This window comes from Yoonia sp. SS1-5 (assembly GCF_038443705.2).
Lineage (GTDB): Bacteria > Pseudomonadota > Alphaproteobacteria > Rhodobacterales > Rhodobacteraceae > Yoonia > Yoonia rhodophyticola.
Genome location: NZ_CP151767.2, coordinates 1,741,906 through 1,763,170, shown reverse-complemented (window position 1 = coordinate 1,763,170; position 21,265 = coordinate 1,741,906). Strand labels below are relative to the sequence as shown.

The 21,265-nt window shown below is 59.3% G+C and carries 21 protein-coding genes; 7 read left to right on the top strand and 14 right to left on the bottom strand.

The window, feature by feature from the left end; translation table 11 throughout:
* Window positions 1-20 precede the first annotated feature (20 nt).
* Window positions 21-512, top strand: a complete 492-nt coding sequence (locus tag AABB31_RS10270; protein WP_342078238.1) for a copper chaperone PCu(A)C — start codon at window positions 21-23, stop codon at window positions 510-512.
* A gap of 204 nt (window positions 513-716) precedes the next feature.
* Here AABB31_RS10270 and AABB31_RS10265 read toward each other — a convergent pair whose 3' ends face one another.
* The 5 genes from AABB31_RS10265 to AABB31_RS10245 all read right to left on the bottom strand — a co-directional run bounded on the left by AABB31_RS10265 (window position 717) and on the right by AABB31_RS10245 (window position 5,832).
* A complete protein-coding gene (locus AABB31_RS10265; protein ID WP_342078239.1) occupies window positions 717-1,637 on the bottom strand; it encodes a hypothetical protein in 921 nt (306 codons plus the stop codon).
* Window positions 1,638-1,643: 6 nt separating this feature from the next.
* Entirely contained in the window at window positions 1,644-2,957 is a 1,314-nt protein-coding gene (locus AABB31_RS10260; protein ID WP_342078240.1) for a TRAP transporter large permease subunit, read from the bottom strand.
* A gap of 4 nt (window positions 2,958-2,961) precedes the next feature.
* Entirely contained in the window at window positions 2,962-3,483 is a 522-nt protein-coding gene (locus AABB31_RS10255; RefSeq protein WP_373635714.1) for a TRAP transporter small permease, read from the bottom strand.
* A gap of 69 nt (window positions 3,484-3,552) precedes the next feature.
* On the bottom strand, window positions 3,553-4,542 hold the full coding sequence (locus tag AABB31_RS10250) for a TRAP transporter substrate-binding protein (RefSeq protein WP_342078241.1): 990 nt from the start codon (window positions 4,540-4,542) through the stop codon (window positions 3,553-3,555).
* A 3-nt stretch (window positions 4,543-4,545) separates the two neighbouring features.
* Complete coding sequence (locus AABB31_RS10245; protein ID WP_342078242.1) at window positions 4,546-5,832, bottom strand: FAD-dependent oxidoreductase; 1,287 nt, start codon at window positions 5,830-5,832, stop codon at window positions 4,546-4,548.
* A 138-nt stretch (window positions 5,833-5,970) separates the two neighbouring features.
* Between AABB31_RS10245 and AABB31_RS10240 the strand changes: the two genes are divergently transcribed.
* Both AABB31_RS10240 and AABB31_RS10235 read left to right on the top strand, forming a co-directional pair.
* The gene (locus AABB31_RS10240) at window positions 5,971-6,645 is read left to right on the top strand and encodes an aspartate/glutamate racemase family protein (RefSeq protein WP_373635801.1); all 675 of its coding nucleotides are present in this window, start codon (window positions 5,971-5,973) and stop codon (window positions 6,643-6,645) included.
* Between the two features lie 101 nt (window positions 6,646-6,746).
* Window positions 6,747-7,754, top strand: coding sequence for a LacI family DNA-binding transcriptional regulator (locus AABB31_RS10235; protein WP_342078244.1), 1,008 nt, complete (start codon window positions 6,747-6,749; stop codon window positions 7,752-7,754).
* 2 nt (window positions 7,755-7,756) lie between these two features.
* Here the strand turns inward: AABB31_RS10235 and AABB31_RS10230 are convergent, their stop codons facing one another.
* Genes AABB31_RS10230 through AABB31_RS10220 form a run of 3 tightly spaced genes read right to left on the bottom strand, consistent with a single transcriptional unit; the run spans window position 7,757 to window position 10,953 of the window.
* Window positions 7,757-8,914, bottom strand: a complete 1,158-nt coding sequence (locus tag AABB31_RS10230) for a Gfo/Idh/MocA family oxidoreductase (RefSeq protein WP_342078245.1) — start codon at window positions 8,912-8,914, stop codon at window positions 7,757-7,759.
* 27 nt (window positions 8,915-8,941) lie between these two features.
* On the bottom strand, window positions 8,942-9,832 hold the full coding sequence (locus tag AABB31_RS10225; RefSeq protein ID WP_342078246.1) for a TIM barrel protein: 891 nt from the start codon (window positions 9,830-9,832) through the stop codon (window positions 8,942-8,944).
* Window positions 9,833-9,855: 23 nt separating this feature from the next.
* Complete coding sequence (locus AABB31_RS10220; RefSeq protein WP_342078247.1) at window positions 9,856-10,953, bottom strand: Gfo/Idh/MocA family oxidoreductase; 1,098 nt, start codon at window positions 10,951-10,953, stop codon at window positions 9,856-9,858.
* Window positions 10,954-11,068: 115 nt separating this feature from the next.
* Between AABB31_RS10220 and iolD the strand changes: the two genes are divergently transcribed.
* The 4 genes from iolD to AABB31_RS10200 all read left to right on the top strand — a co-directional run bounded on the left by iolD (window position 11,069) and on the right by AABB31_RS10200 (window position 15,662).
* Entirely contained in the window at window positions 11,069-12,934 is a 1,866-nt protein-coding gene (gene iolD / locus AABB31_RS10215; protein WP_342078248.1) for a 3D-(3,5/4)-trihydroxycyclohexane-1,2-dione acylhydrolase (decyclizing), read from the top strand.
* Complete coding sequence (iolC, locus tag AABB31_RS10210; RefSeq protein ID WP_342078249.1) at window positions 12,934-13,914, top strand: 5-dehydro-2-deoxygluconokinase; 981 nt, start codon at window positions 12,934-12,936, stop codon at window positions 13,912-13,914. Before iolD ends, iolC begins: the two co-directional genes overlap by 1 nt.
* Before the next feature lie 9 nt (window positions 13,915-13,923).
* Window positions 13,924-14,763 carry a 5-deoxy-glucuronate isomerase gene (locus AABB31_RS10205; protein ID WP_342078250.1) on the top strand — a complete coding sequence of 280 codons (840 nt, stop codon included), beginning with the start codon at window positions 13,924-13,926 and terminating at the stop codon, window positions 14,761-14,763.
* 65 nt (window positions 14,764-14,828) lie between these two features.
* Window positions 14,829-15,662 carry a class II fructose-bisphosphate aldolase gene (locus AABB31_RS10200; protein WP_342078251.1) on the top strand — a complete coding sequence of 278 codons (834 nt, stop codon included), beginning with the start codon at window positions 14,829-14,831 and terminating at the stop codon, window positions 15,660-15,662.
* 9 nt (window positions 15,663-15,671) lie between these two features.
* On the opposite strand, the gene rfbA is transcribed toward AABB31_RS10200, so the two are convergent.
* The 6 genes from rfbA to AABB31_RS10170 all read right to left on the bottom strand — a co-directional run bounded on the left by rfbA (window position 15,672) and on the right by AABB31_RS10170 (window position 21,162).
* Window positions 15,672-16,547, bottom strand: coding sequence for a glucose-1-phosphate thymidylyltransferase RfbA (gene rfbA / locus AABB31_RS10195; RefSeq protein ID WP_342078252.1), 876 nt, complete (start codon window positions 16,545-16,547; stop codon window positions 15,672-15,674).
* On the bottom strand, window positions 16,544-17,404 hold the full coding sequence (gene rfbD / locus AABB31_RS10190) for a dTDP-4-dehydrorhamnose reductase (protein ID WP_342078253.1): 861 nt from the start codon (window positions 17,402-17,404) through the stop codon (window positions 16,544-16,546). Before rfbD ends, rfbA begins: the two co-directional genes overlap by 4 nt.
* Complete coding sequence (gene rfbB, locus AABB31_RS10185; RefSeq protein WP_342078254.1) at window positions 17,401-18,444, bottom strand: dTDP-glucose 4,6-dehydratase; 1,044 nt, start codon at window positions 18,442-18,444, stop codon at window positions 17,401-17,403. The genes rfbD and rfbB overlap by 4 nt, the downstream gene beginning before the upstream one ends.
* Window positions 18,441-19,019, bottom strand: coding sequence for a dTDP-4-dehydrorhamnose 3,5-epimerase (gene rfbC, locus AABB31_RS10180; protein ID WP_373635713.1), 579 nt, complete (start codon window positions 19,017-19,019; stop codon window positions 18,441-18,443). Before rfbC ends, rfbB begins: the two co-directional genes overlap by 4 nt.
* Before the next feature lie 135 nt (window positions 19,020-19,154).
* Entirely contained in the window at window positions 19,155-20,531 is a 1,377-nt protein-coding gene (locus AABB31_RS10175; protein ID WP_342078255.1) for a hypothetical protein, read from the bottom strand.
* Window positions 20,532-20,559: 28 nt separating this feature from the next.
* Complete coding sequence (locus AABB31_RS10170) at window positions 20,560-21,162, bottom strand: polysaccharide biosynthesis/export family protein (RefSeq protein ID WP_342078256.1); 603 nt, start codon at window positions 21,160-21,162, stop codon at window positions 20,560-20,562.
* Window positions 21,163-21,265: the final 103 nt, after the last annotated feature.

The window sequence follows — 21,265 nt, the reverse complement described above, 5'->3', positions numbered from 1 at the left end:
CTGAGAGAAGGAATTTCAAAATGCGCCTCTTTGGGTCACTTGTTGCTGCGGCAACCATGGCAGCAAGCACATTGTCCGCCCATGAATTCAAGCTTGGTGATCTGGTCGTTGATCACCCCTACAGCTTTGAAACCACGAAGACAGCGATGGCCGGTGCGGGATATCTGACGATCACCAATACCGGTACCGAGGCTGATCGGTTGATCGGCGTCGAGGCTGCTTTTGATCGGGTGATGATCCACAAGACCGAAGTGAACGCAGAAGGCGTCGCGACCATGCCCCATCAGGACGGCGGTATTGAGATCGCAGCAGGCGAAACCGTGACGTTGGCACCTGGCGGGCTGCATGTGATGTTTATGGGGCTTGGCGGCGATCCGTTCGAGGAAGGCGAAAGCTTTGACGCGACCCTGACCTTTGAAAAGGCGGGGACACTCGAGATCATCTTTAACGTCGAAACCCGCGACGCCGCGACCGAGGAAGTGGACCATTCCCAACACGGCAGCGATAGCTGATCAGGTCAAACGATCCCATAGCGGGGATCGCACGTCCTGCTGTGCTGGCATGGTTCTCGCGCCTTGGTGGCAGCGCCTTGATTGCGATGGGCGTTGCAACGGCGGCTGTGAAGCGGGCGCAATAAGCGCGCATCTGGCCAATGATGCGATGTTGATCAGATTGTCGGGTGTCGGGTGTCGGGTGTCGGGGTCGGCCACGCGATGTCATCTTGCGATGAGCCGCTTCATCAACAGCGGCGTCAGATACATGGGCACCTGATAGCAGCCGATGAAAAGCAGGATCACATCGGTGGTCGCTTCGGGAAGGGCGACAAGAAACAGCGCGATGTTGCGGTTTCCCGCGACGATGGCGGCACCGGTCCGATCCCGTTCGGGGTGGTCCAACGGCAGGGCGTGCCAGGTGAGCAGCTGAAGGCCAAAGTTCAGAACCAGCGCAAAACACAGCCAGCCCAGCAGGCTGACCGGCCTGTCCGCGAGCGCGGGCCCCACCGCAGACATCAGCCCGACCACGACCACCGCCAGCAACACCGCTGATGCGCCGTCCAGCGCGTTTCGCTGATTGTCCTTGATCTGCCGCCAGATCGTTGACCGGATCACAAAGGCCAGCCCGACCGCCCCGGCAATAACGCCAAGCAATCGCAATGCGCCCGCGATGACTTGGCCCGTGGTTTCGGCGGCGGGCGATAGCCAGAGGACTGGAACGACCGTCAGTGGAAATATCGCGGTGCCAACCAGCAGCAGGCGCATGGGCATGACAGGGTCTTTGCCCATCATGATCGCGAAATGTGGGCTGCCCGTGACGGATGGGGCGGCCAGCACGAGGACCAGCGCCAATGCCCACGGGGCGTGGGTTACGCCAAAAAGATGCAGCGCACCCAATGCGAGCATCGGTGCAAGGACCTGAAACACCGCCAGCACACGCAATGTTTGTCCCAGATCGCGCAGACCACCGGTGGACGCGGTCGGCCCGATGCGCAATGCGGCAAGGCAAAGCAGTGCGGCAATCAATTCCGGCAACCAGGGTCGGAGCAGTGCTGCAATGCCCGGCAAGGCAAGCCCCGCGACAAGCCCGATGACCAGACACCATCGCCCGTAAGGTGCGATGCGTTCCAGAAGGCCTAGCACCGGGGGTCAGCCGCCCGGGCTGTTGCGCACATAGTCCGGCAGCCAGGTCGCCAGATCCGGGAACAGGATCAGCACAAACACCATCAACACCATGATCAGGAACATCGGGATCGCCGCCTTGGCGATATATCCCATTTCGTGATCCGTCATGCCCTGCAGCACAAACAGGTTGAACCCGATCGGTGGTGTGATCTGTGCCATTTCGACAACCACCACGATGAAGATACCGAACCAGATCATATCAATCCCGGCCTCGCGGACCATGGGCTCGACAACGGCCATGGTCAGAACCACGGACGAAATCCCGTCAAGAAAGCAGCCCAGAATGATGTAGAAGACCAGCAGCGCCATCAACAATTCGAACCGCGACAACTCCCATCCGGCGATCAGATCCGCAAGGCCCCGGGGCAGTCCGGTAAAGCCCATCGCCAGCGACAGGAACGCAGCCCCCGCAAGGATCAGCGCAATCATGGCCGAGGTCCGGGTGGCACCCATCAGGCTTTGCGTGAATGTGGCCCAGGACAGTGACCCTTGTAAGGCCGCCAGAACCAGTGAGCCAACAACGCCGATGGCCGCTGCCTCGGTCGCGGTGGCATAGCCCAGAAACATCGAGCCGATGACCACACTGATCAGCAGCATGACGGGGATAAGGAAACGCGAGTTTTTCAGCTTTTCGGCAAGGCTTAGCCCGGTTTCCTGCAGCGGCCGCCAATCCTTGCCGAATACCGAATAAAGCCCCGCATAGGCCATGAACATCGCGGCCAGTACCAGCCCGGGAACGATCCCCGCAAAGAACAGCTTGATGATGCTTTCGTTGATCGACACGCCATAGACGATCAATGTCAGCGAGGGTGGGATCATCAGGCCCAATGTAGCCGCACCTGCCAGGGTGCCGATGACCATATGTTCGGGATATTGCCGCTTGCGCAGTTCCGGGATCGACATTTTGCCGACCGTTGTCAGCGTCGCCGCCGAGGACCCCGAGACAGCGGCAAAAACCGTGCATCCGACGATATTGGTATGGACCAATCCCCCCGGAAGCCGGGCCATCCATGGTGCGAGCCCCTGAAACATGTCCTGCGACAATCGGGTGCGAAACAAAACCTCGCCCATCCAGATGAACAAGGGCAGGGCGGTCAGGGTCCAGCTGGATGATGCGCTCCAGATCGTGGTGACCATACGGTCGCCGGTTGGGCCTGATGCGAACAGCTCCATCCCCACATAGGCAACGCCCATCAGCGCCAGACCGACCCAGACGCCTGAACCCAGCAAGGTAAACAGCACGAACAGAAAAAGGATAATCACATATGCCTGGTCCATCTGCCTACTCCGCCTGCGTATCGGTCACATCGCGGATGATGCGATGTTGGCCGGTGGTCAAAAGCGTCAGCAAATTGTCGGTCAGGGCGATGGCCAGAATAATCATGCCCACCAGCATGGCCGATTGCGGTATCCAAAGTGGTGTTGCGTCCTGCCCCTGACTGACATCATTGAATTTGATGGCAAAGCCCAGCATCCGGTAGCTGTAATAGCTGACATACCAGGCTGTCGCCGCCCCGATGGCAAAACACCAGATTTCCAGCCACAGCCGGGCGCGCGGGCCAACCGCATTCAAAACGATAGAGACCCGGATATGGCTGCCCTTGTTCAACGCGTTGGCAAAGGCCAGAAAAGACGCAGCCGCCATCGCATAGCCTGCATAATCCGGGGCTCCGGGGAATACCTCGCCGGTCCAGCGGGCCAGCATCTGGATGATGATAAGGCACAGGATCGCGATCAGGCAAAGCCCGGCAAGGACCCCGGAAACCGTGTACATCCCATCCAGCGTCCGTCGGACGATACCCATAGCTGGCCCCCAGTTCTGATCGGAAAAATGGCCGCCCGATGATATGCGGGCGGCCGGATTGGTCTGCGCTTACTGCGCGGCTTTGAACGCGTCCACGATGGCCTGACCATCGGCGCCCGCATTTTCCAGCCATTCGGCTGTCATCGTCTCGCCGATTGCTTTCAGTTCTTCGACCAGCGCATCACCTGCCGGCCCGACAGTCATGCCACCTTCTGCCAGTCCATCCATGGTGAACTGGGTATAGTCCTTGGACGCTTGCAAACCGTCGGCTGCGGCGGTTTCGGCACAGGCCATGATCGCGGTCTGATTTTCCTCGGACACTTCAGCCCAGGCGTCATTGTTAACCATGACATAGTTGCGCGGCAGCCAGCCATTGACCTCGTAGAAATGAGACAATGATTCCCAGACCTTGCGGTCATATCCGGTCGCACCTGACGAGATCATCGCCTCGGCCACGCCGGTTGCAAAAGCCTGGCTGATTTCAGCGGCCTCAATCGTCACAGGCAACATCCCTGTCAGTTCCGCAAAGCGGGAGGTCGCATTGTTGTAGGACCGGAATTTCAGCCCCTCCATATCCGCAACCGCGTTCACCTCTTTGTTGAAATAGAGGCCCTGCGGCGGCCATGGGACGGAATACAGCACAGTCAGGTTCTGTTCGGCGAGAATCTCGGCGATCTTGGGGGCGGCGGCGGCGTTCAGCTTTTCCGCGTCGTCAAATGAGGTGGCCAGAAACGGGACATTGTCAAAGCCAAAGACCGCGTTTTCGTTCTGGTGACCTGACAGCAGCCGCTCGCCGATCGGGACCTGACCGGTCTGAACGGCCCGCTTGATATCCGCACCTTTGAACAATGACCCGCCCGGATGCACCGTGATATCAATCGCACCCCCGGTGCCTTCGCGGACGCAATCGGCGAACTTCACGCCGTTTTCGGAATGAAAGTTGCTGGCCGCATACGCCATGGGCATATCCCAGGTCTGTGCGTGTCCGTCAGCGAGGGCGGGCAGGGTCGCACTTGCGGTCAATGCCGTTGCCATCATCAGGCTTGTTAGTCTTTTCATCAATCAGTCTCCCAGTTTCACGTCAGGGTCTTGTTGCCCATCACTGGCATAGCGTGCGGGCGAATAGGCGCTGAGGTCAAGGTTTGGTTTTTTGCCCGCGACTATCTGGGCCAGCAGCCGTCCTGTCTTTGGTCCACTTGTCAGGCCAATATGGTGATGGCCAAATCCGGCATAGACGCCCTTGATCCCCGGGACCTCGCCGATAACCGGAATGGAATCCGCGGGGGCCGGGCGATGCCCCATCCATTCGGTTGCATGGTCCCAGGTCAGCCCCGGAATGGCCTTGCGGATATTCCGCTTGAGAAGTGCAAAAGGCGGTCGCGATGGCGCCGCATCAAGGCCGCCAAATTCCACAATGCCGGCCAGTCGCAACCGGCCATCCATGGGGGTGGCGACAAATTTGCCACCCGCGATCATCACCGGGGCTTTGGGCATGACAGATGGCGCCCAAAGATCCAGATGATAGCCGCGCTCGGTTTCCATGGGAATGTGCAGCCCCAGCGCCGCTGCAAGCGTTTTCGACCAGACCCCCGCCGTCAGCACCGCAATGTCACAAGGGATCACCGTGCCATCCACCTGCACGCCTGAAACGTCGCCGGCGGTGCGCAGGATATCTGTCACGGCGCCAATATGCAGCGTCCCGCCCTGCCGTTCAAAATGCCGGGCGAGATCTTTGACATAAGCACCGGGGTCCGCGATGCGCCCGTGATTGCCCATGCACACGGCAAAGCCCAGGTCAGGCGAAAAGACCGGGTCATAGGCAGAAAAGGCCGCGCTATCCCATAAATCCCAGCGAAACCCGAGGGCCTGCCGGATATCCCAGGCAAAGCTGTCGGCGGCAAAGGCCGCCTGATCCTTGTAGGCGTAGATATAGTCTGACGGGATGATCCATCGGGCTGCGATGGTTCCGTCTGCAAGGGACTGATGTTCTGCCAGGCTGTCAGTTGTGACCCCGGCAATTGCCTTTGCGATCCGTCTGGTATCGGCCGCATTGGCGTGTCTGAGGTAGCGGGTCAGCCATGGCAGCAGGCGCGGCAGATAGCGCCATTTCAGAAATAGCGGCTGTGCCGGGTCCAGCAGCATGCGCGGGGCCTTGCGGATCAGGCCGGGCCCGGTCACGGGAACAGCGGCGCAAGAGGCCAGCACCCCGCCATTGCCGAAACTTGTGCCGGCGGCGGGGCCCTGTTTGTCAATCAGCGTCACCTGATAGCCATCCCGTTGCAGCCAGATGGCCGTGGCCACACCAACAATGCCTGCGCCGATCACCGCGACCTTTTTGGTATGCGTCATGCGGATGATCTCCTCCCGGTATGCTGCACCTTGGAAATCTGCGCGCGGTTGGTCAAGATGCGGGTGGGCGCAATAAAGGGGCTGACAGTGGCAAACGACGGCAGCAGGTCCGCAGGCCAGGGATGTGTGGGGATCCTGATGCTGGACAGTCGGTTCCCGCGGATCCCCGGTGATATGGGGAATCCGCAGACATGGGATTTCCCGGTCCGCTACCAGGTCGTGCAAGGCGCATCGCCTGACAAAGTGGTCCGGCAGGGGGCGACGGGGACGCAGGCCGCATTCATCAAGGGCGCAAAGGCGCTGGTTGCTGCCGGGGTAGATGGCATTACGACGACCTGCGGGTTCCTGTCTCTTTTTCAGGACCAGCTTTCTGCGGCTGTTGGCGTGCCGGTCGCAAGCTCGTCCCTGATGCAGGTCGCCATGGTCAACGCGACATTGCCGCCGGGCAAGCGTGCGGGCATTCTGACGATCTCGGGAAGTAGCTTGCAAAAAACCCATCTGGCCGCCGCAAACGTGCCCGCAAATACGCCCATCGGATCGACAGCGGGCGGGCAGGAATTCACCCGGGCCATATTGACCGACGCCCCCACGCTGGATGTGCCCCTTGCGCGGGCAGACAATGTCGCGGCTGCGCGGGCACTTGTTGCCGATCATCCTGACATTGGCGCACTGGTGCTGGAATGCACGAATATGACGCCATATGCCCCTGATATCAGGCAGGCGACCGGGTTGCCGGTTTATTCGGTTGTCAGCTTTATCAACTGGTTTCAGGCCGGGCTTGCGCCAAAAAACTACGCGGGCCGTACCGATTAGACTGTTGCAGCGCTTTCAAATCATGGATCGCGCCTTGCAATCGGTTGCAAGCCGCCGCCCCCAATTCTATGTTGCGGCAAGCCTAGGAAACCGGAGTGGCCATGTCGCCGACCTTGAAAGATGTTGCAAACCGGGCGGGTGTTTCTACCTCGGCGGTGTCGCGCACGTTTACCGATGGGGCCTCTGTTTCGGTCAAGATGCGCCGCAAGGTCGAAAAGGCCGCAGCCGAACTGGGATACAGCCCCAACTTTCTGGCCCGCAGCCTGACAACCCGGCGGACCAAACTGATCGGTCTTGTGGCCAACAATTTTCACAACCCTATATTTCTTGAGGTTTTTGATCTGTTCACCTGCGGTTTGCAGGACAGGGGCCTGCGCCCCCTGCTGGTGAATCTGAGCAATGAAACCGATCCTGCCCAATCTGTGCGGATGCTGAACCAGTATTCCGTAGACGGCGTGATCGTCGCCTCATCGACCCTGCCACCCGCCTTTTCCAAGGCATTTCGGGACAAGCAGATGTCGGTCGTCAACACGTTTGGCCGCTATTCCAGCAGCCCGGACGTTCACGTGGTCGGGATCGACAATATGCATGTGGGTCGGATGGCCGCAGCAGAGCTTGCGGCGCGGGGCTATAGGTCGGTTGCCTTTCTGGGCGGCCCGCGCGCGGCGACGTCGACCCAGGATCGTTTGCAAGGGTTTCAGGCCGAGGTCGCGCAACATCCGCAGATGTCGTGCAGCTATTCCTTTGCGGATGATTATTCGTTTCAGGCCGGGCGGGCCGAGATGCTGCGCCTCGCCCAAACCGGCACCGCCGAGGCGTATTTCTGCGGCGATGACGTGCTGTCTATCGGTGTCTTAAGCGCGATCCGCGATCTTGGGTTATCTGCCCCGGACGATATTGGCGTGATCGGCTTTAACGATATGGAGATGTCAGGCTGGGAAAACATCGCGCTGACAACGATCCGCCAGCCAATCCGCCAGATTGTTGATGCCTCGGTTGACCTGATGGTGGCCATGCTGGACGACCCGGATCGCTACCCGGAGGCGCGGTTGTTCCCCTGCCAGATTGTCGAGCGCGGGACCTTGCGGCCCCGCGATAATGGGTCCTGACCCTAGCGGAACATGGGTGGGCGGGCGTCCAGCCATTGCCCATCTGCCTTACCGCTTTCGGCGACCGCGAACACCGCCGCCATTGACCGCAACCCATCCTCGGCGCGCGGATAAAGATTGGCCGCAGGATCCATCACCCGGCCTTCCTTGCGGGCGTTGATCGCTTCGGCCAGATCGCCGTAGATATTGGCAAAGGCAAGCGGCATGCCCTCTGCATGGCCTACCGTGACGCGCGATGTCCGATCAGCCTCGGGTGACAGGTTTCCTTCGCCCCGTTCGATGATCTGCAGCCGCGCGTTCAATGGCATGTAGTATAGCTGGTTGGGCTGTTCCTGCGCCCAGCGCAGGCCGCCGGTTTCGCCAAAGACCTGAATGGTCAGCCCATGCTGTCGTCCGATCGCAACGGATGAGGTCCAAAGCCTGCCAACGGCGCCGCCATCCATGCGAAAGTTGACCATGGCATCGTCTTCCAGTGTCCGGACAGGGATGCAGGACACCGTATCTGCGGACAGTTTTGTCACCTCCTGGCCAGTGACAAAGGACGCCATGTGAAGCGCATGTATGCCACAATCAGCAAATTGGGCCGAGACACCGGCCTGTGCAGGGTCATAGCGCCACCTGACGCGCGGATTGTCGGCGTCGGTCGCGTCGGCATGGTGGCCATGCGCAAACTCAGCTTTTACAAGGCGGACCTTACCGATATCGCCGCGCGCGACCATCGCCCGCATATGGCGGACCAGACTGTAACCGGTATAGCCATAATTGACCGCACATATGCTGCCGGTCTTCTTGGCGACCTCGACGATGGCTTCGCCTTCCTCGACCGTCATGGTCATGGGCTTTTCGCACAGCACGTGAAAACCGGCCTCCAGAAAGGCCTTGGTGATTTCGAAATGCGTGCTGTTGGGGGTCGCGACAGTGACCAGATCGACCCGGTCATCGCGGGCCTTTTCGCCGGCAAGCATGTCCTGCCAGCTGCCATAAGCCCGGTCGGCATCCAGCCCAAGGCGGATCCCGTAATCGCGGCCCTCGTCAGGCCGATGGTCAAGCGCGCCAGCCGTGAATGTGAATAATCCGTCAAGGCCGGCCCCAAGCCGGTGTGCCGGTCCGATCTGGCTGCCTTCACCGCCGCCGATCATGCCCCATTTGAGTTTTGTCATGGTTTTGTCTTTCGTTTCGCAGCCCCGTTAGAAGCCGATGCTTTCGAGATAGGTGCGGTTGGATGTTGCATCTTCCAGCGGGGTGCCGGGCAGCGCTGGGTCGCAATCCTGCTCGACCGTACACCAGCCTTCGAACCCGGCATCCACCAGCACCTGCCGGACCGCGGGGAAATCCACATCACCCTCGCCGAGATTGCAGAAAATGCCTTGTCCGCATGCTTTGTAGAAATCCGTGCGATTGGCGACGACATCGGCCTTTACGACCGGGTCGATATCCTTGAAATGCATATAGCTGATCCGACTGGCATTGCGGCGCATGAATGCAACAGGATCGAAACCCGCATAGGAATGATGGCCGGTATCAAAGCAGATCTTCAGAATGCTGTCGTCGATTTCATTGAGGATGCGATCAAGTTCGGGCTCGAAATCGACAAATCCGCCCGCATGGGCATGCATCCCGACAGTCAGCCCGTATTCATTTGTACCCATTTGCGCGATCCGCGCGATCCGGTCGCGAAAGGCGGTCCATTCGGCATTGTCCATCTGCTCTGCCTCGTCCGCGCGACCGGCGGTGGGTGCGCGCCGGGGCGAGATGCTGTCGATCAGGACCAGATGCTTGGCGCCCTGCGCGGATAGTGACCGGCAGGTCCGGATCGAGGCATCCATGACCTGATCCCATTTGGCCGCGTCATGAAAGGGCTGAAAGATCACACCGCCAATCAGTTCCAGATCGCGTTCTGCAAGTGCGGGGCCAAGGATGTTCGGGTCCTCCGGCATAAAGCCGATCGGCCCCAGCTCAATACCTTTGTAGCCAGCGGCTGCGCATTGATCCAAAACGGATTGCCATGTGGGATATGCTGGATCGCTGGCGAATTCGATGCCCCAGGAACAGGGGGCATTTCCGATCTTGATTGTCATAATTGATGCCTTTCGCAGTCTCGTTAGAAGGCGTCCACATCCACCCAGGCCTTGGCCCGGGATGATGCCATCGCCGCTGTCACAATCTGGTTGACGTCCATGCCGTCCTTGAAGGTCGGCCAGACAGGTTTTCCGGTTTCGATCGCCTGAAGGAAATCCTTGGCCTCGATAATGATCTGGTCCTGATATCCGGTGCCGTGACCGGGGCCCTGACAAAAAGCCGCATAATCCGGATGTGCTGGCCCGGTCAGAATTTTGCGGAAGCCGCGCGTCGCCTCGGGTTCGTCCATATCATAGAGCCACAGGGCATTCTGATCTTCCTGATCGAACCTGATAGCACCCTTGGTGCCTGTGATCTCGTAGGCGTAGCCCATTTTGCGGCCATGGCTGACCCGACTGAAATAGAGCTGACCCATGGCGCCGTTTTCAAAGCGGCACATCATCTGGCCGTGGTCATCATTGGTGACGGTTCCGCCGGGCCGGGTCGGATGCACGGTCTCGATTTCGGCAATCAGCGATGTCATCGGACCAATCAGGGCCAGGGCGCCGTTGATCATATGCGGGGCCAGATCACCCATCGTGCCATTGGCATCACCCGTGGTGCGCCAGGTTGCGGGGCTGTTTGGATCAGCCAGAAAATCCTCGGTATGTTCGCCACGAAACCAGGTGATATCGCCAATGGCGCCTTCGGCAATCAACTGACGGGCATATTGGCTGGCAGGCGTGCGAATATAGTTGAACCCCGTCATGCTGATCTGACCCTGTGCGGCGTCAACCATGGCCCGGCTGTCATCCAGCGACGCGCCCAATGGCTTTTCACAAAAGACGGGCTTGTTCAGGGCAAATGCGGCCAATGCGATCTCGCGATGGGTTTCCTGCGGCGAAGCGATGATGATCCCCTCGACCTTTGGATCATTCACAAGCACACGCCAATCATCAGTGCCGCGGGCAAAGCCATAGGCGGCGCGATACCGCTCGGCACTGGCAACCGAACTGGCGCAAACCATTTCCAGCCGTGGCCGCAATGTCGTTTCGAAAACCGCGCCGACCGCGGCCATTGCAACAGCATGGGCCTTACCCATATAGCCGCCGCCTACAATGCCGATGCCGAATTCAGTCATGAAAGGGTCCTGTTCGATTATTAGTTTGCAACCGGTTGCAAAATTAGTATCCTCAGATTCGAAAACGCGCAAGCGTCAATCGCTTGGTCGCCGCACGTGAGGAAAAAATAGACAGATGACAAACGAGACAGTGCGCCTGACGACGGCGCAGGCCATCATCCGGTTTCTTGCGAACCAGTATATTGTAATTGACGGGCAAGAGATGCGGGTCTGCGGCGGTGGCTTTGGCATCTTCGGCCACGGCAACGTGACCTGTCTGGGCGAGGCGCTCTATGATGCAAAGGATGCACTGCCCCTTTATCGTGGCCAGAATGAGCAAAGCATGGGCTTTGCAGCAGCTGGCTATGCCAAGCAATGGCTGCGCAAGCGATTTATGTTCTGCACCGCAAGCGCCGGACCCGGCACTGCGAACCTTCTCACCTCTGCCGCTCTCGCGCATGCCAATCGCCTGCCAATGCTGATGCTGTGCGGCGATACTTTTCTGACGCGTCTGCCTGACCCGGTGTTGCAACAGCTCGAGCATTTCAACAATCCCACATTCGGCGTCAACGACGCATTCAAGGCTGTCAGCCGCTATTGGGATCGGATCACGCATCCCGCGCAAATCATCCAGTCACTGCCTGCCGCCTTGGCGACAATGCTTGACCCTGCCGATTGCGGCCCGGCCTTCATTGGTCTGCCGCAGGATGTTCAGGGCTGGAGTTATGATTATCCAACCGCGTTTTTTGACAAACGGGTCCATCATATCCGCAGTCAGGCGGCTGATCCGGCGGAAATTGGCGCGGCTGCTGCGCTGCTGAAAGGTGCTGCCCGGCCGATGATTATCGCTGGTGGTGGTGTACAATATGCGGGCGCCGTGGCCGAGATGACCCGCTTTGCCGAAACGCGCAATATACCGGTTGTGGAAACCATTGCCGGGCGGGCCAACCTGACGCAGGATCATGCACTGAATATTGGGCCATTGGGCGTGACAGGATCTGACAGCGCCAATGCGATTGCCGAAAAGGCCGATGTGATTGTGGCGATTGGCACCCGGCTTCAGGATTTCACAACCGGCTCATGGACCGCGTTTTCCAAGGACGCGCAAATCATCACCCTGAATGTCGGACGCCATGATGCGGCCAAGCATATGTCGATAACGGTTGTTGGTGATGCCAAGCAAAGCATCGGGCAACTTGACGCGGCATTGGGCGATTTCAAAGCGCCATCTGCTTGGACAGAGACGGCGCAGGCTGCGCGTGCCGAATGGGTCGCCTATACAGATGACATCACCACACCGGGCAATGGCCCCAATTCCTATTGTCAGGCGATCCGCGTCGTTAACGACCTCTGTGATCCGCGTGATCGGGTAGTGGCTGCCGCTGGCGGGCTTCCCGCCGAGGTGACGGCCCATTGGCAGACCAAGGATATCGGTACCGTCGATGTGGAGTTTGGTTTTTCCTGCATGGGATACGAAATTGCAGGCGGCTGGGGCGCACGGATCGCGCAGTTCGAGCGTGAACCCGACAAAGACACCGTGATCTTTACCGGTGATGGGTCTTACCTGTTGATGAATTCGGACATCTATTCGTCGGTCCTGACGCGCCGCAAGCTGATTATCTGTGTGCTGGACAATGGCGGCTTTGCCGTGATTAACAAGTTGCAGAACAACACCGGCAATGAAAGCTTCAACAACCTGATCGAAGATTGCCCTACGGTGCCCGCACCCTTTGCCGTTGATTTCGAGGCGCATGCCGCCGCCATGGGTGCAAATGCCGAAACCGTGGCGAACCCCGCCGCCTTTGCGGATGCGTTCAAACGGGCCAAGGCCGCCGACAAGACAAGCGTGATCGTCATGAAAGTTGATGCCTATGAGGGTTGGACAACCGAAGGCCACACATGGTGGGAGGTCGGCACACCATCTGTCACCGATAACCCCAAAGTCGCTGAAAAACATGCCGAGATCGAAGCCTCGCGCGTCAAGCAGCGCAGGGGAATTTGATGAACGTTCTTGATGGCATCAGGCAGAACCGGTTCGTTGTTGTGGGTCGGGTCGGGATGGATCTCTTCCCCGCACCGGGCATGGCTGTCGAGGATGCGGAACAGTTTACTGCCGACATGGGCGGCTCTTCGGCCAATATTGCGGCGGGGATTGTCAAGCTGGGCGGGCAGGCGGCCCTTGTGACATCTGTTTCAGATGACGCGGTTGGCCGCTTTTGCGTCAACAAGCTTGGGCATTACGGGGTCCAGACAACCTATGTCAGGTCGGTCGGCGGTGAGGCGCGCAATTCGCTGGCCTTGTATGAAAGCCGGATCGAGGGGCACCAGTCGGTGATTTATCGTAACGGTGCGGCGGATTTTGAGATGACAATCGCCGATGTCGAGGCCGTGGACTACACCCAATTTGGGGCGTTGGTGACTGCAGGCACGGTATTTGCGGCCGAACCGTCCCGCACCGCTGCGTTTCGGGCATTTGAACTGGCGCGGGCTGCCGGGTTGCCGATCATTTTTGATGTCGATTACCGGCCCTATAGCTGGCCATCACCACAAGTCGCCGAAGAGGTGCTGTCAAAGGCAGGTGCCATGTCGGATGTGATCGTCGGCAATGATGACGAATTCGGTTTCATGGCGGGCAGTAAAGACAAGGGGCTTGCCAAGGCACGTGCGCTGGCCGGCAGCAGCGCCAGCATCGTGGTCTATAAGATGGGCGAGCATGGCGCGGTGACATTTGCGGACGGCCAGGAATTGCGCACGGGCATCTACAGGGTTGATGCGCTCAAACCCACCGGGGCGGGCGACAGTTTCATGGCTGGCATGCTCTGCGCAATTGCTGACGGGCATGACCTTGAAACTGCGGTGCTGCGGGGGTCCGCCTGCGCGGCCTATGTTGTGGCACGCCCCGGCTGCGCACCTGCAATGCCTTTTCCTGATGATCTCGAAACCTTTCTGGCCGACCATCCCGGTCCGGCGGAACCTGCCTGAGGATAACACATGCATATCGCGCCCCATGACAACCAGAACAAACCCATCGTCGACGCCGACGACCCGACAGTGCCGCTGAATTACTTCAACATCGTCAAGCTGAAGGCGGGGGAAGCCTTTGAATATCAGGTTCCTGGATACGAGACCTGCATTGTCCCTGCGACCGGCACGATCAACGTGAATGTCGAGGGCGTCGCATTTGACGCGCTGGGCAACCGGGGTGTTGACGTCTGGGATGGCGAGCCCGAGGGCGTCTACGTGCCGGTAGGTGCCAAGGTCAGCATGGTGGCCGTCAATGATACCGAAACCTTTATTGCCGGCGCGAAATACGACAAGGTCCTAGAGCCTTTTGATGTGCGTGTCCCCGAGCTGGACAAGGTGCAATACGGGTCTGACGACACCAAAACACATCGCAAGATCAAACATATTCTGGGCCAGAAACAGCATGATAGGGTAGGGCGGCTGTTGGTCAGCGAGTTGTTCACCGTGGGCGCAGGTGGCTGGTCCGGTTTTCCGGCGCACAAGCATGACACTGATAACCTGCCGCATGAAACCCGCCATGACGAGACCTACAATTTCCGGTTCAAGCCAAACCACGGCTCGGGTGTGCAGATCCTGCAGCGCGAAGAGGGCAAGCCGGGTGATGCGTATCAATTGATGGATGGGTCAACGATTTGCATCGACAAGGGCTACCACCCCTGTGCTGTGATGCCGGGCTACGAGATGTATTACTTCACCATTCTGGGCGGATTAAGTCAGCGTAGTCTGGTGCAGTTCTTTCAGCCGACCCATGCCTATCAGGTCGAAACGATACCCGGCATCAAGGATATGGTTGCCAAATTCAAATAAGCGCGCGGCGTACAGCCAGCGATCATGCGGCCCCGGATCCTGTCCGGGGCGTTAAAGGAATACCAATGCCGCTTGTCACACTGAAAGATGTTTTGCAGCCTGCCTTGCGCGAGGGCTACGCCGTTGCGGGCCTCGTCACGCTGGGATGGGAAGATATGCGCGCCTATGTGGCCGCTGCCGAACTGGTGGGGTGCCCGGTGATCCTGCAGGCCGGACCGTCGTGTCGGGCGCATACGCCCCTGCCGATCCTTGGCAAGATGTTTCGCCATCTGGCGGAACATGCATCGGTCCCGGTCGTGGCACATCTGGACCACGGCTACACTTTGGACGAATGCAAGGATGCGCTGGATAGCGGGTTCACGTCACTGATGTATGACGGCTCACGCAAGCCACTTGCCCAAAACATTGCGGAAACGGCGGCCATTGTGCAAATGGCGCATGATGCCGGGATCTCGTGCGAGGGTGAAATCGGCTTTGTCGGCTATGCCGATGGCGAAAGCTCGGCTGGGACGGATCCGCAAGAGGCGGCTGAATTTGCGGCCGAAACGGGTGTTGACGCGATGGCCATCTCGGTGGGGAATGTGCATCTGCAGCAGGATAAGCAGGGCGGTCTGGACGTCGACCGCATCCGCGCGATCGAGGCCGTGACAGAGGTGCCGCTGGTCATTCACGGCGGCTCAGGCGTACCGGTCACCCAGCGTACGGAACTGGCGCGCAATTCGCATATCTGCAAGTTCAATATCGGCACTGAATTGCGCATGGCGTTTGGGGATGCATTGCGAAATGCGGTGAATATCGACCCGCAGCGGTTCGACCGCCTGAGCATCCTCAAAGACACCCATGACCCGGTTGTCAGCGCCGCTGCAGAGGTCCTGCGCGCGATGGGCCGCGCCTCGTAATCCAGCGGATTATTCGGCCAGCAACCCTTCCAGATAAGTACCGTATTCATTCTTGGAGTACTTTGCGGCGATGTCCTGCAATGCATCGCGCGAAATCCAGCCCTTCTGGAAGGCGATCTCTTCGGGGCAGCCGGTTTGCATGCCCTGGCGGGACTGCAACGTGCGTACAAAATTCCCCGCATCCAGCAGGCTGCCATGCGTGCCCGTGTCGAGCCACGCAAAGCCACGGCCCATCCGCTCGACCTCCAACGCGCCTTCGGTCAGATAGGTTTCCAAAAGCGAAGTGATCTCCAACTCGCCGCGGGCGGATGGGGTGATACCGCGCGCCCGGTCGGGGGCGGTTTCATCAAGAAAATAGAGGCCCGTTACGGCATAATTCGAGGGCGGCACCTCAGGCTTTTCGATGATCTGGGTGACCCGCCCGTCCTTGTCCATACCGACCACGCCGTACCGTTCCGGGTCCGAGACGTGATAGCCAAAGACCGTGCCGCCGCTGGGGCGCGCATCGGCGGCCTGCAGCAATTCGGGTAGCCCATGGCCAAAAAAGATATTGTCCCCCAGAACCATCGCCGATGGGTGACCATCCAGAAACGCCTCACCCACCAGATAGGCCTGCGCCAGACCTTCGGGTTTGGGTTGCACAAGATATGTCAGGTTCAGGCCCCATTGGGTGCCGTCACCCAGCAGGTTTTGAAACTGTGCGGCATCCTCGGGCGTGGTGATCACGCCGATGTCGCGGATGCCCGACAGCATCAACACCGACAACGGGTAATAGATCATCGGCTTGTCATAGATCGGCATCAATTGCTTGGACACACCTTGCGTGATCGGCCAAAGCCGCGATCCGGTGCCACCAGCGAGGATCAGACCCTTGCGTTGCTTCATGACGATGGCTCCTTGATGATCTGGTCGAGGGCTGCGGCCCAATCGGGCCGGTCAATGCCAAATGCGGTTTTCAGGCTGGTACAATCCAACCGCGAATTGGCAGGCCGCATAGCGGGGGTCGGGTAGTCTGCCGTGGTGATATCCGCGACGGTGACGTCCTGCCCGCTGCGGGCGAATATTGCGCGCGCAAATCCAGCCCAGTTGATGTCTGGCGCCCCACTGAAATGATAGATACCGGGTTGCCCGACGCCATCATGCAACGCCTGCGCAATCCGCAGGCATGCGTCCGCAATCGCGGATGCAGGGGTCGGCCCGCCAAACTGATCGGCCACCACACGCAATGTCGGATGCGTTTGACCAAGGCGCAGCATGGTGGTCACAAAGTTCTTGCCATCCGCGTCAAACACCCAAGCCGTCCGCAGGATGACGGCGTTGCCATTGGCGGCCATCACGGTCTGTTCGCCTGCCAGCTTGCTGCGGCCATAGGCGCCCAACGGGGCAGTGGGATCGTCAGGCTTCCATGCCGGGCCTTCAGCACCCGAAAAGACATAATCGGTCGAAATATGGATGAACGGCAGATCGCGGGCGGCAGCGGCGGCTGCCATGGCACCCGGTGCAGCGGCGTTGACAACAGTTGCGTCTGCCTCCGCCTCTTCGGCGGCATCTACGGCTGTCCATGCGGCGGCGTTGATCACGGCGTCGGCGTCCGTTTCGGCGATCAATCTGGCACAGCTTTCAGGTGCGGACAGATCAGCCATGCGCCGGTCCAACATGACAAGATCCACGCCGTGCGCTGGCGCTGCATCGGTCAGCGCCCGGGCCACTTGCCCGGTTTTCCCGAAAACCAGGATTTTCATGATTTGCCCTGACCAAGGCGCTGCCCCACGCCTTCGCGGGCCTGCAAAGGTTCCCACCATGCGGTGTTGTTCAGATACCAGTCCACGGTTTCCTCGAGCCCCTGTTGCAGACTATGCGCAGGGGTCCAGCCCAGGTCTGCCTTGATCCGGGACGGATCAATGGCGTAGCGCTGATCATGGCCGGGTCTGTCGGTGACATGGGTGATCTGATCGGCGTAAGGCGCGTTGCCGGGCCGTTTGCGGTCAAGGATGTCGCAAATGGTTTTGACGATATCAATATTGCGGGCCTCAGCCTCGCCGCCAATCGCGTAGGTCGCGCCGGGTGCTGCTTTTGTCAGCACCAGCAACAGGGCTTCGGCGTGATCATCTACATGCAGCCAATCGCGCACGTTCAGGCCAGCGCCGTAGATCGGCAAGGGCTTGCCTGCCATGGCGTTCAGGATCGTGACTGGGATCAGCTTTTCCGGGAATTGCCGGGGGCCGTAATTGTTGGAACAGTTCGTCAGCACAACCGGCAGGTCATAGGTTTCATGCCAGGCGCGGACCAGATGATCGCTGCCCGCCTTGCTGGCCGAATAGGGCGATCGCGGGTCGTAGCGGGTCTCTTCGTCAAACTTGCCGGTCTCGCCCAGACTGCCAAAGACCTCATCGGTGGAAATATGGTGGAACCGGAAATCGGCGGAGCGGCCTTTTGCTTCCCACAGGGCGCGGGCGGCCTCGAGCATATGGAAGGTGCCCATGACATTTGTCTGCACAAAAGTCTCTGGCCCGTCGATGGACCGGTCCACGTGGCTTTCAGCGGCCAGATGCATCACGGCGTCGGGCTGATGATCGGCAAACACCGTATTCAGCGCGGCCCGGTCGCAGATATCGACCTGCGCAAAGGCATAGGCGGGGTTATCTTTGACATCATCAAGGCTGGCCAGACAGGCCGCATAGGTCAGACTGTCAACATTCACGACCTGATGGCCTTGGGCGATGGCGGTTTTGACAACGGCAGAGCCGATGAAACCCGCGCCGCCGGTGATCAGAATCTTCATTGCACGTCCCCTTCGAATGCAAACGGGCTGTCGAGGTCGGCAAAGCGGCCGGCAACGGCGTCCTTGTCAGACAGAACGGCGTTGCTGCCGGGGATGCCCCAGTCGATATTCAGTTCCGGATCATCAAAGCGTACGGCCCCCTCGGTCGCGGGCGCGTAGGTGCTAGAACATTTATAGACCACTTCTGTATTGGGCGCGCGGGTGACGAACCCGTGCAGAAACCCTGCCGGGATCAGCAATTGGCGCTTGTTTTCGGCCGTCAGATCAACGCCGACCCATTTGCCATAGGTGGGTGAGCCCTTGCGGATATCAACGGCGACATCCCAGATTGCGCCCACGATCACACGGACCAGTTTGGCTTGTGCGCTGGGGGGGCTTTGGAAATGCAGGCCACGGACCGTGCCGATATCACGGCTGACCGAATGATTGTCCTGAACGAATGTTTCGGTCACGCCGAGCTTGGCCCAGCTTTCCTGATTATATGTTTCGCAAAACGCGCCGCGATTATCGGCGAACCATCGTGGTGAAATGATCCGGACACCGGGCAGTGCTGTCTGTTCAATCAACGCAGCCAACCTTCTTAAAATACCTAAAACTTACGCTGATCGTCATAGGGGATGCGGTCGGTCAATGCCACGCCTCAAACCGGTTTTTTGCGTCAGCGAAGCGATCCGTGTCTGGGGTGCTACGGTTTGGCCCCGCCCCCGCGGTCAGCGCCGCGAGGTGAATTCACGCGATAGCGAGATAGAGATCAGCGACGAGTCCGCCTCGCCCACAGCTTCCTCGTCTCGGACGCTATACGCAAAACCTGCGCTCAGATCCCAATCGGCGGTCAACGCGTAGCTGTATGAACCGGTCAGGTCGGTCCGCTCGACCCGGCCAGCTGCGTCGCTTTCCTCGGCCACGATGTGGCTGATCCCAAGGCTGAGGCTGGAGAAACGGTTGATGTCGTAGCTGTAGAACGCCCCCAGCAGGGTGCGCCGTCTGATGTCATCTTCCAGGTCAATGGTCACACTGCGATCAAGGCGAAGCAGGATACGCTGATCGGGCAGAATATATGTATAGTCGACCGTGCCGATAAATGCAGGGTCGTCGCCATCAGGACGGGTGGCACCCACACTGACCGCCAGGGTGCCGGTCGGTAATGCAAGGCTGCGCCCAAGCCGGAATTCCAACAAAAGATCGCCGGCAACATCGCGGCTGGCATCAAGAACGGCCGTCAGGTCACCATTTGGCATCACCTGCCGGTAGCCAAGCCGACCTGTCAGCCCGTCCACCTCGCTTGTGCCTGTTGTGACCTCGGTTTCGGTCTGTTCGGCGCCAATCCCGATATCAAACGTGCTGCGCGGGGACAGGTTGTAGGTTAGGCCCGCGCCGATGCTTTGGGTCCGCCGGACGGTTTCGGCGGTGTCATCTTCTTCGGTCAGCGAATAACCATATGACAACCTGCCCGACAGAACGTCGGAAAAGCGCAGCAATGTCCCGACACGGGCTGACACATTGGTCACATCAGTCAGATCTGGATCGGTCACATCCTCGTAAAGAACACCGCTTGTGCCGATCTCGAACTCGAACCCCAGGGGGCGGTCGCGGCCTAGGGTCAGGATTGAGGCGACCGTATAGCCTGTCCGACGCCCGGTTCCGGACAGATCGGTGAAATCATCCGGAATTTCGAGGATGCCATCATCGGTCACAAAATCCGAGAAATCCGGCGCGCTGTCGATTTCTTCGCGCAGGAACCGGGCCGAGGCCGAGAAGGACGATGTGGCACCAGCCCGCGTATAGCCGAATGTCAGTGTTGGTGCTTCGAATTCGCCGATGAGTTCATCATCGTCGTCATATTCGATGCGAAAGCTGCTATCCGCGCCGAAGCGGAACAGTTGGGTGCGTGTTTCGCTGACGATGCTGTAGGACAGGGTGGTTGTGGCCGCGATATCGGCGTCCTCGGCCGGGATGGCCAAGGCAGGATTGCGCACGCCTTCGATACTCTGTGCGATACCGAATGTCGTTTGAATGCCGCCATCCTGCGCAAATCCCGGCGTCGCACCAACGGCCAGCGCCCCGACCAGACCGGAGCGCATACACAACTTTTTCCCCACCACAAAAACCCCTTATTTATTCAAACAAGCGCCGTTGCGGCACGATGATCACGTCGCCATCCGCCATGATCGTGGTCGTGCCTTTGCCGCCGCCCAGCTCAACATCTTGATAGTTGAAATTATAGACTTGTTCGACCCCTGTCCGTGATGTGCGCAGCTGAATACGCTTGGTCGCCGCGAAAGTGGAAAAGCCGCCCATCTCTGCGAGGAACTGAAGAACGGTCGTGCCGGGTTCAATCTCGCGCTTGCCTGGGGTTTCGACCTCGCCAATGACATAGACGTCGATTGTCACCGGCTCGGGGTCTTCGATATCAGCCAGCGCGCGCAGGCCGATGAAAACATTCGGTGGCTCTGCAAAGCTGGGCGCCAGTGCGTTCATGACGGTGCTTTTGATCTGCGCCAGGGTGCGCCCACGGGCGCGGACGTTGCCGACAAAGGGCACGTTGATCTGCCCATCAGGCAGCACCAGCAAGTCCCGGTTCAGGCTGGGGTCTTCCAGCACTTCCAGCTGCAGGACATCGTCGCTTCTGACGCGGTAGTCGCTCTGCGCCGAGGCCATCACGGTCATCAGCGGGACGACAATCATTGCGGTGCATATCGCACGTAAGAATTTGCTCATAACTTCCCTCTTGGCCCTTCTTTTTGCGGTGTGGGCATTGATCAAACTGAATCCGTGTTTGAGTCTAGGCCCTTAACTGACTTACTTAAAGCGAAATTCATTT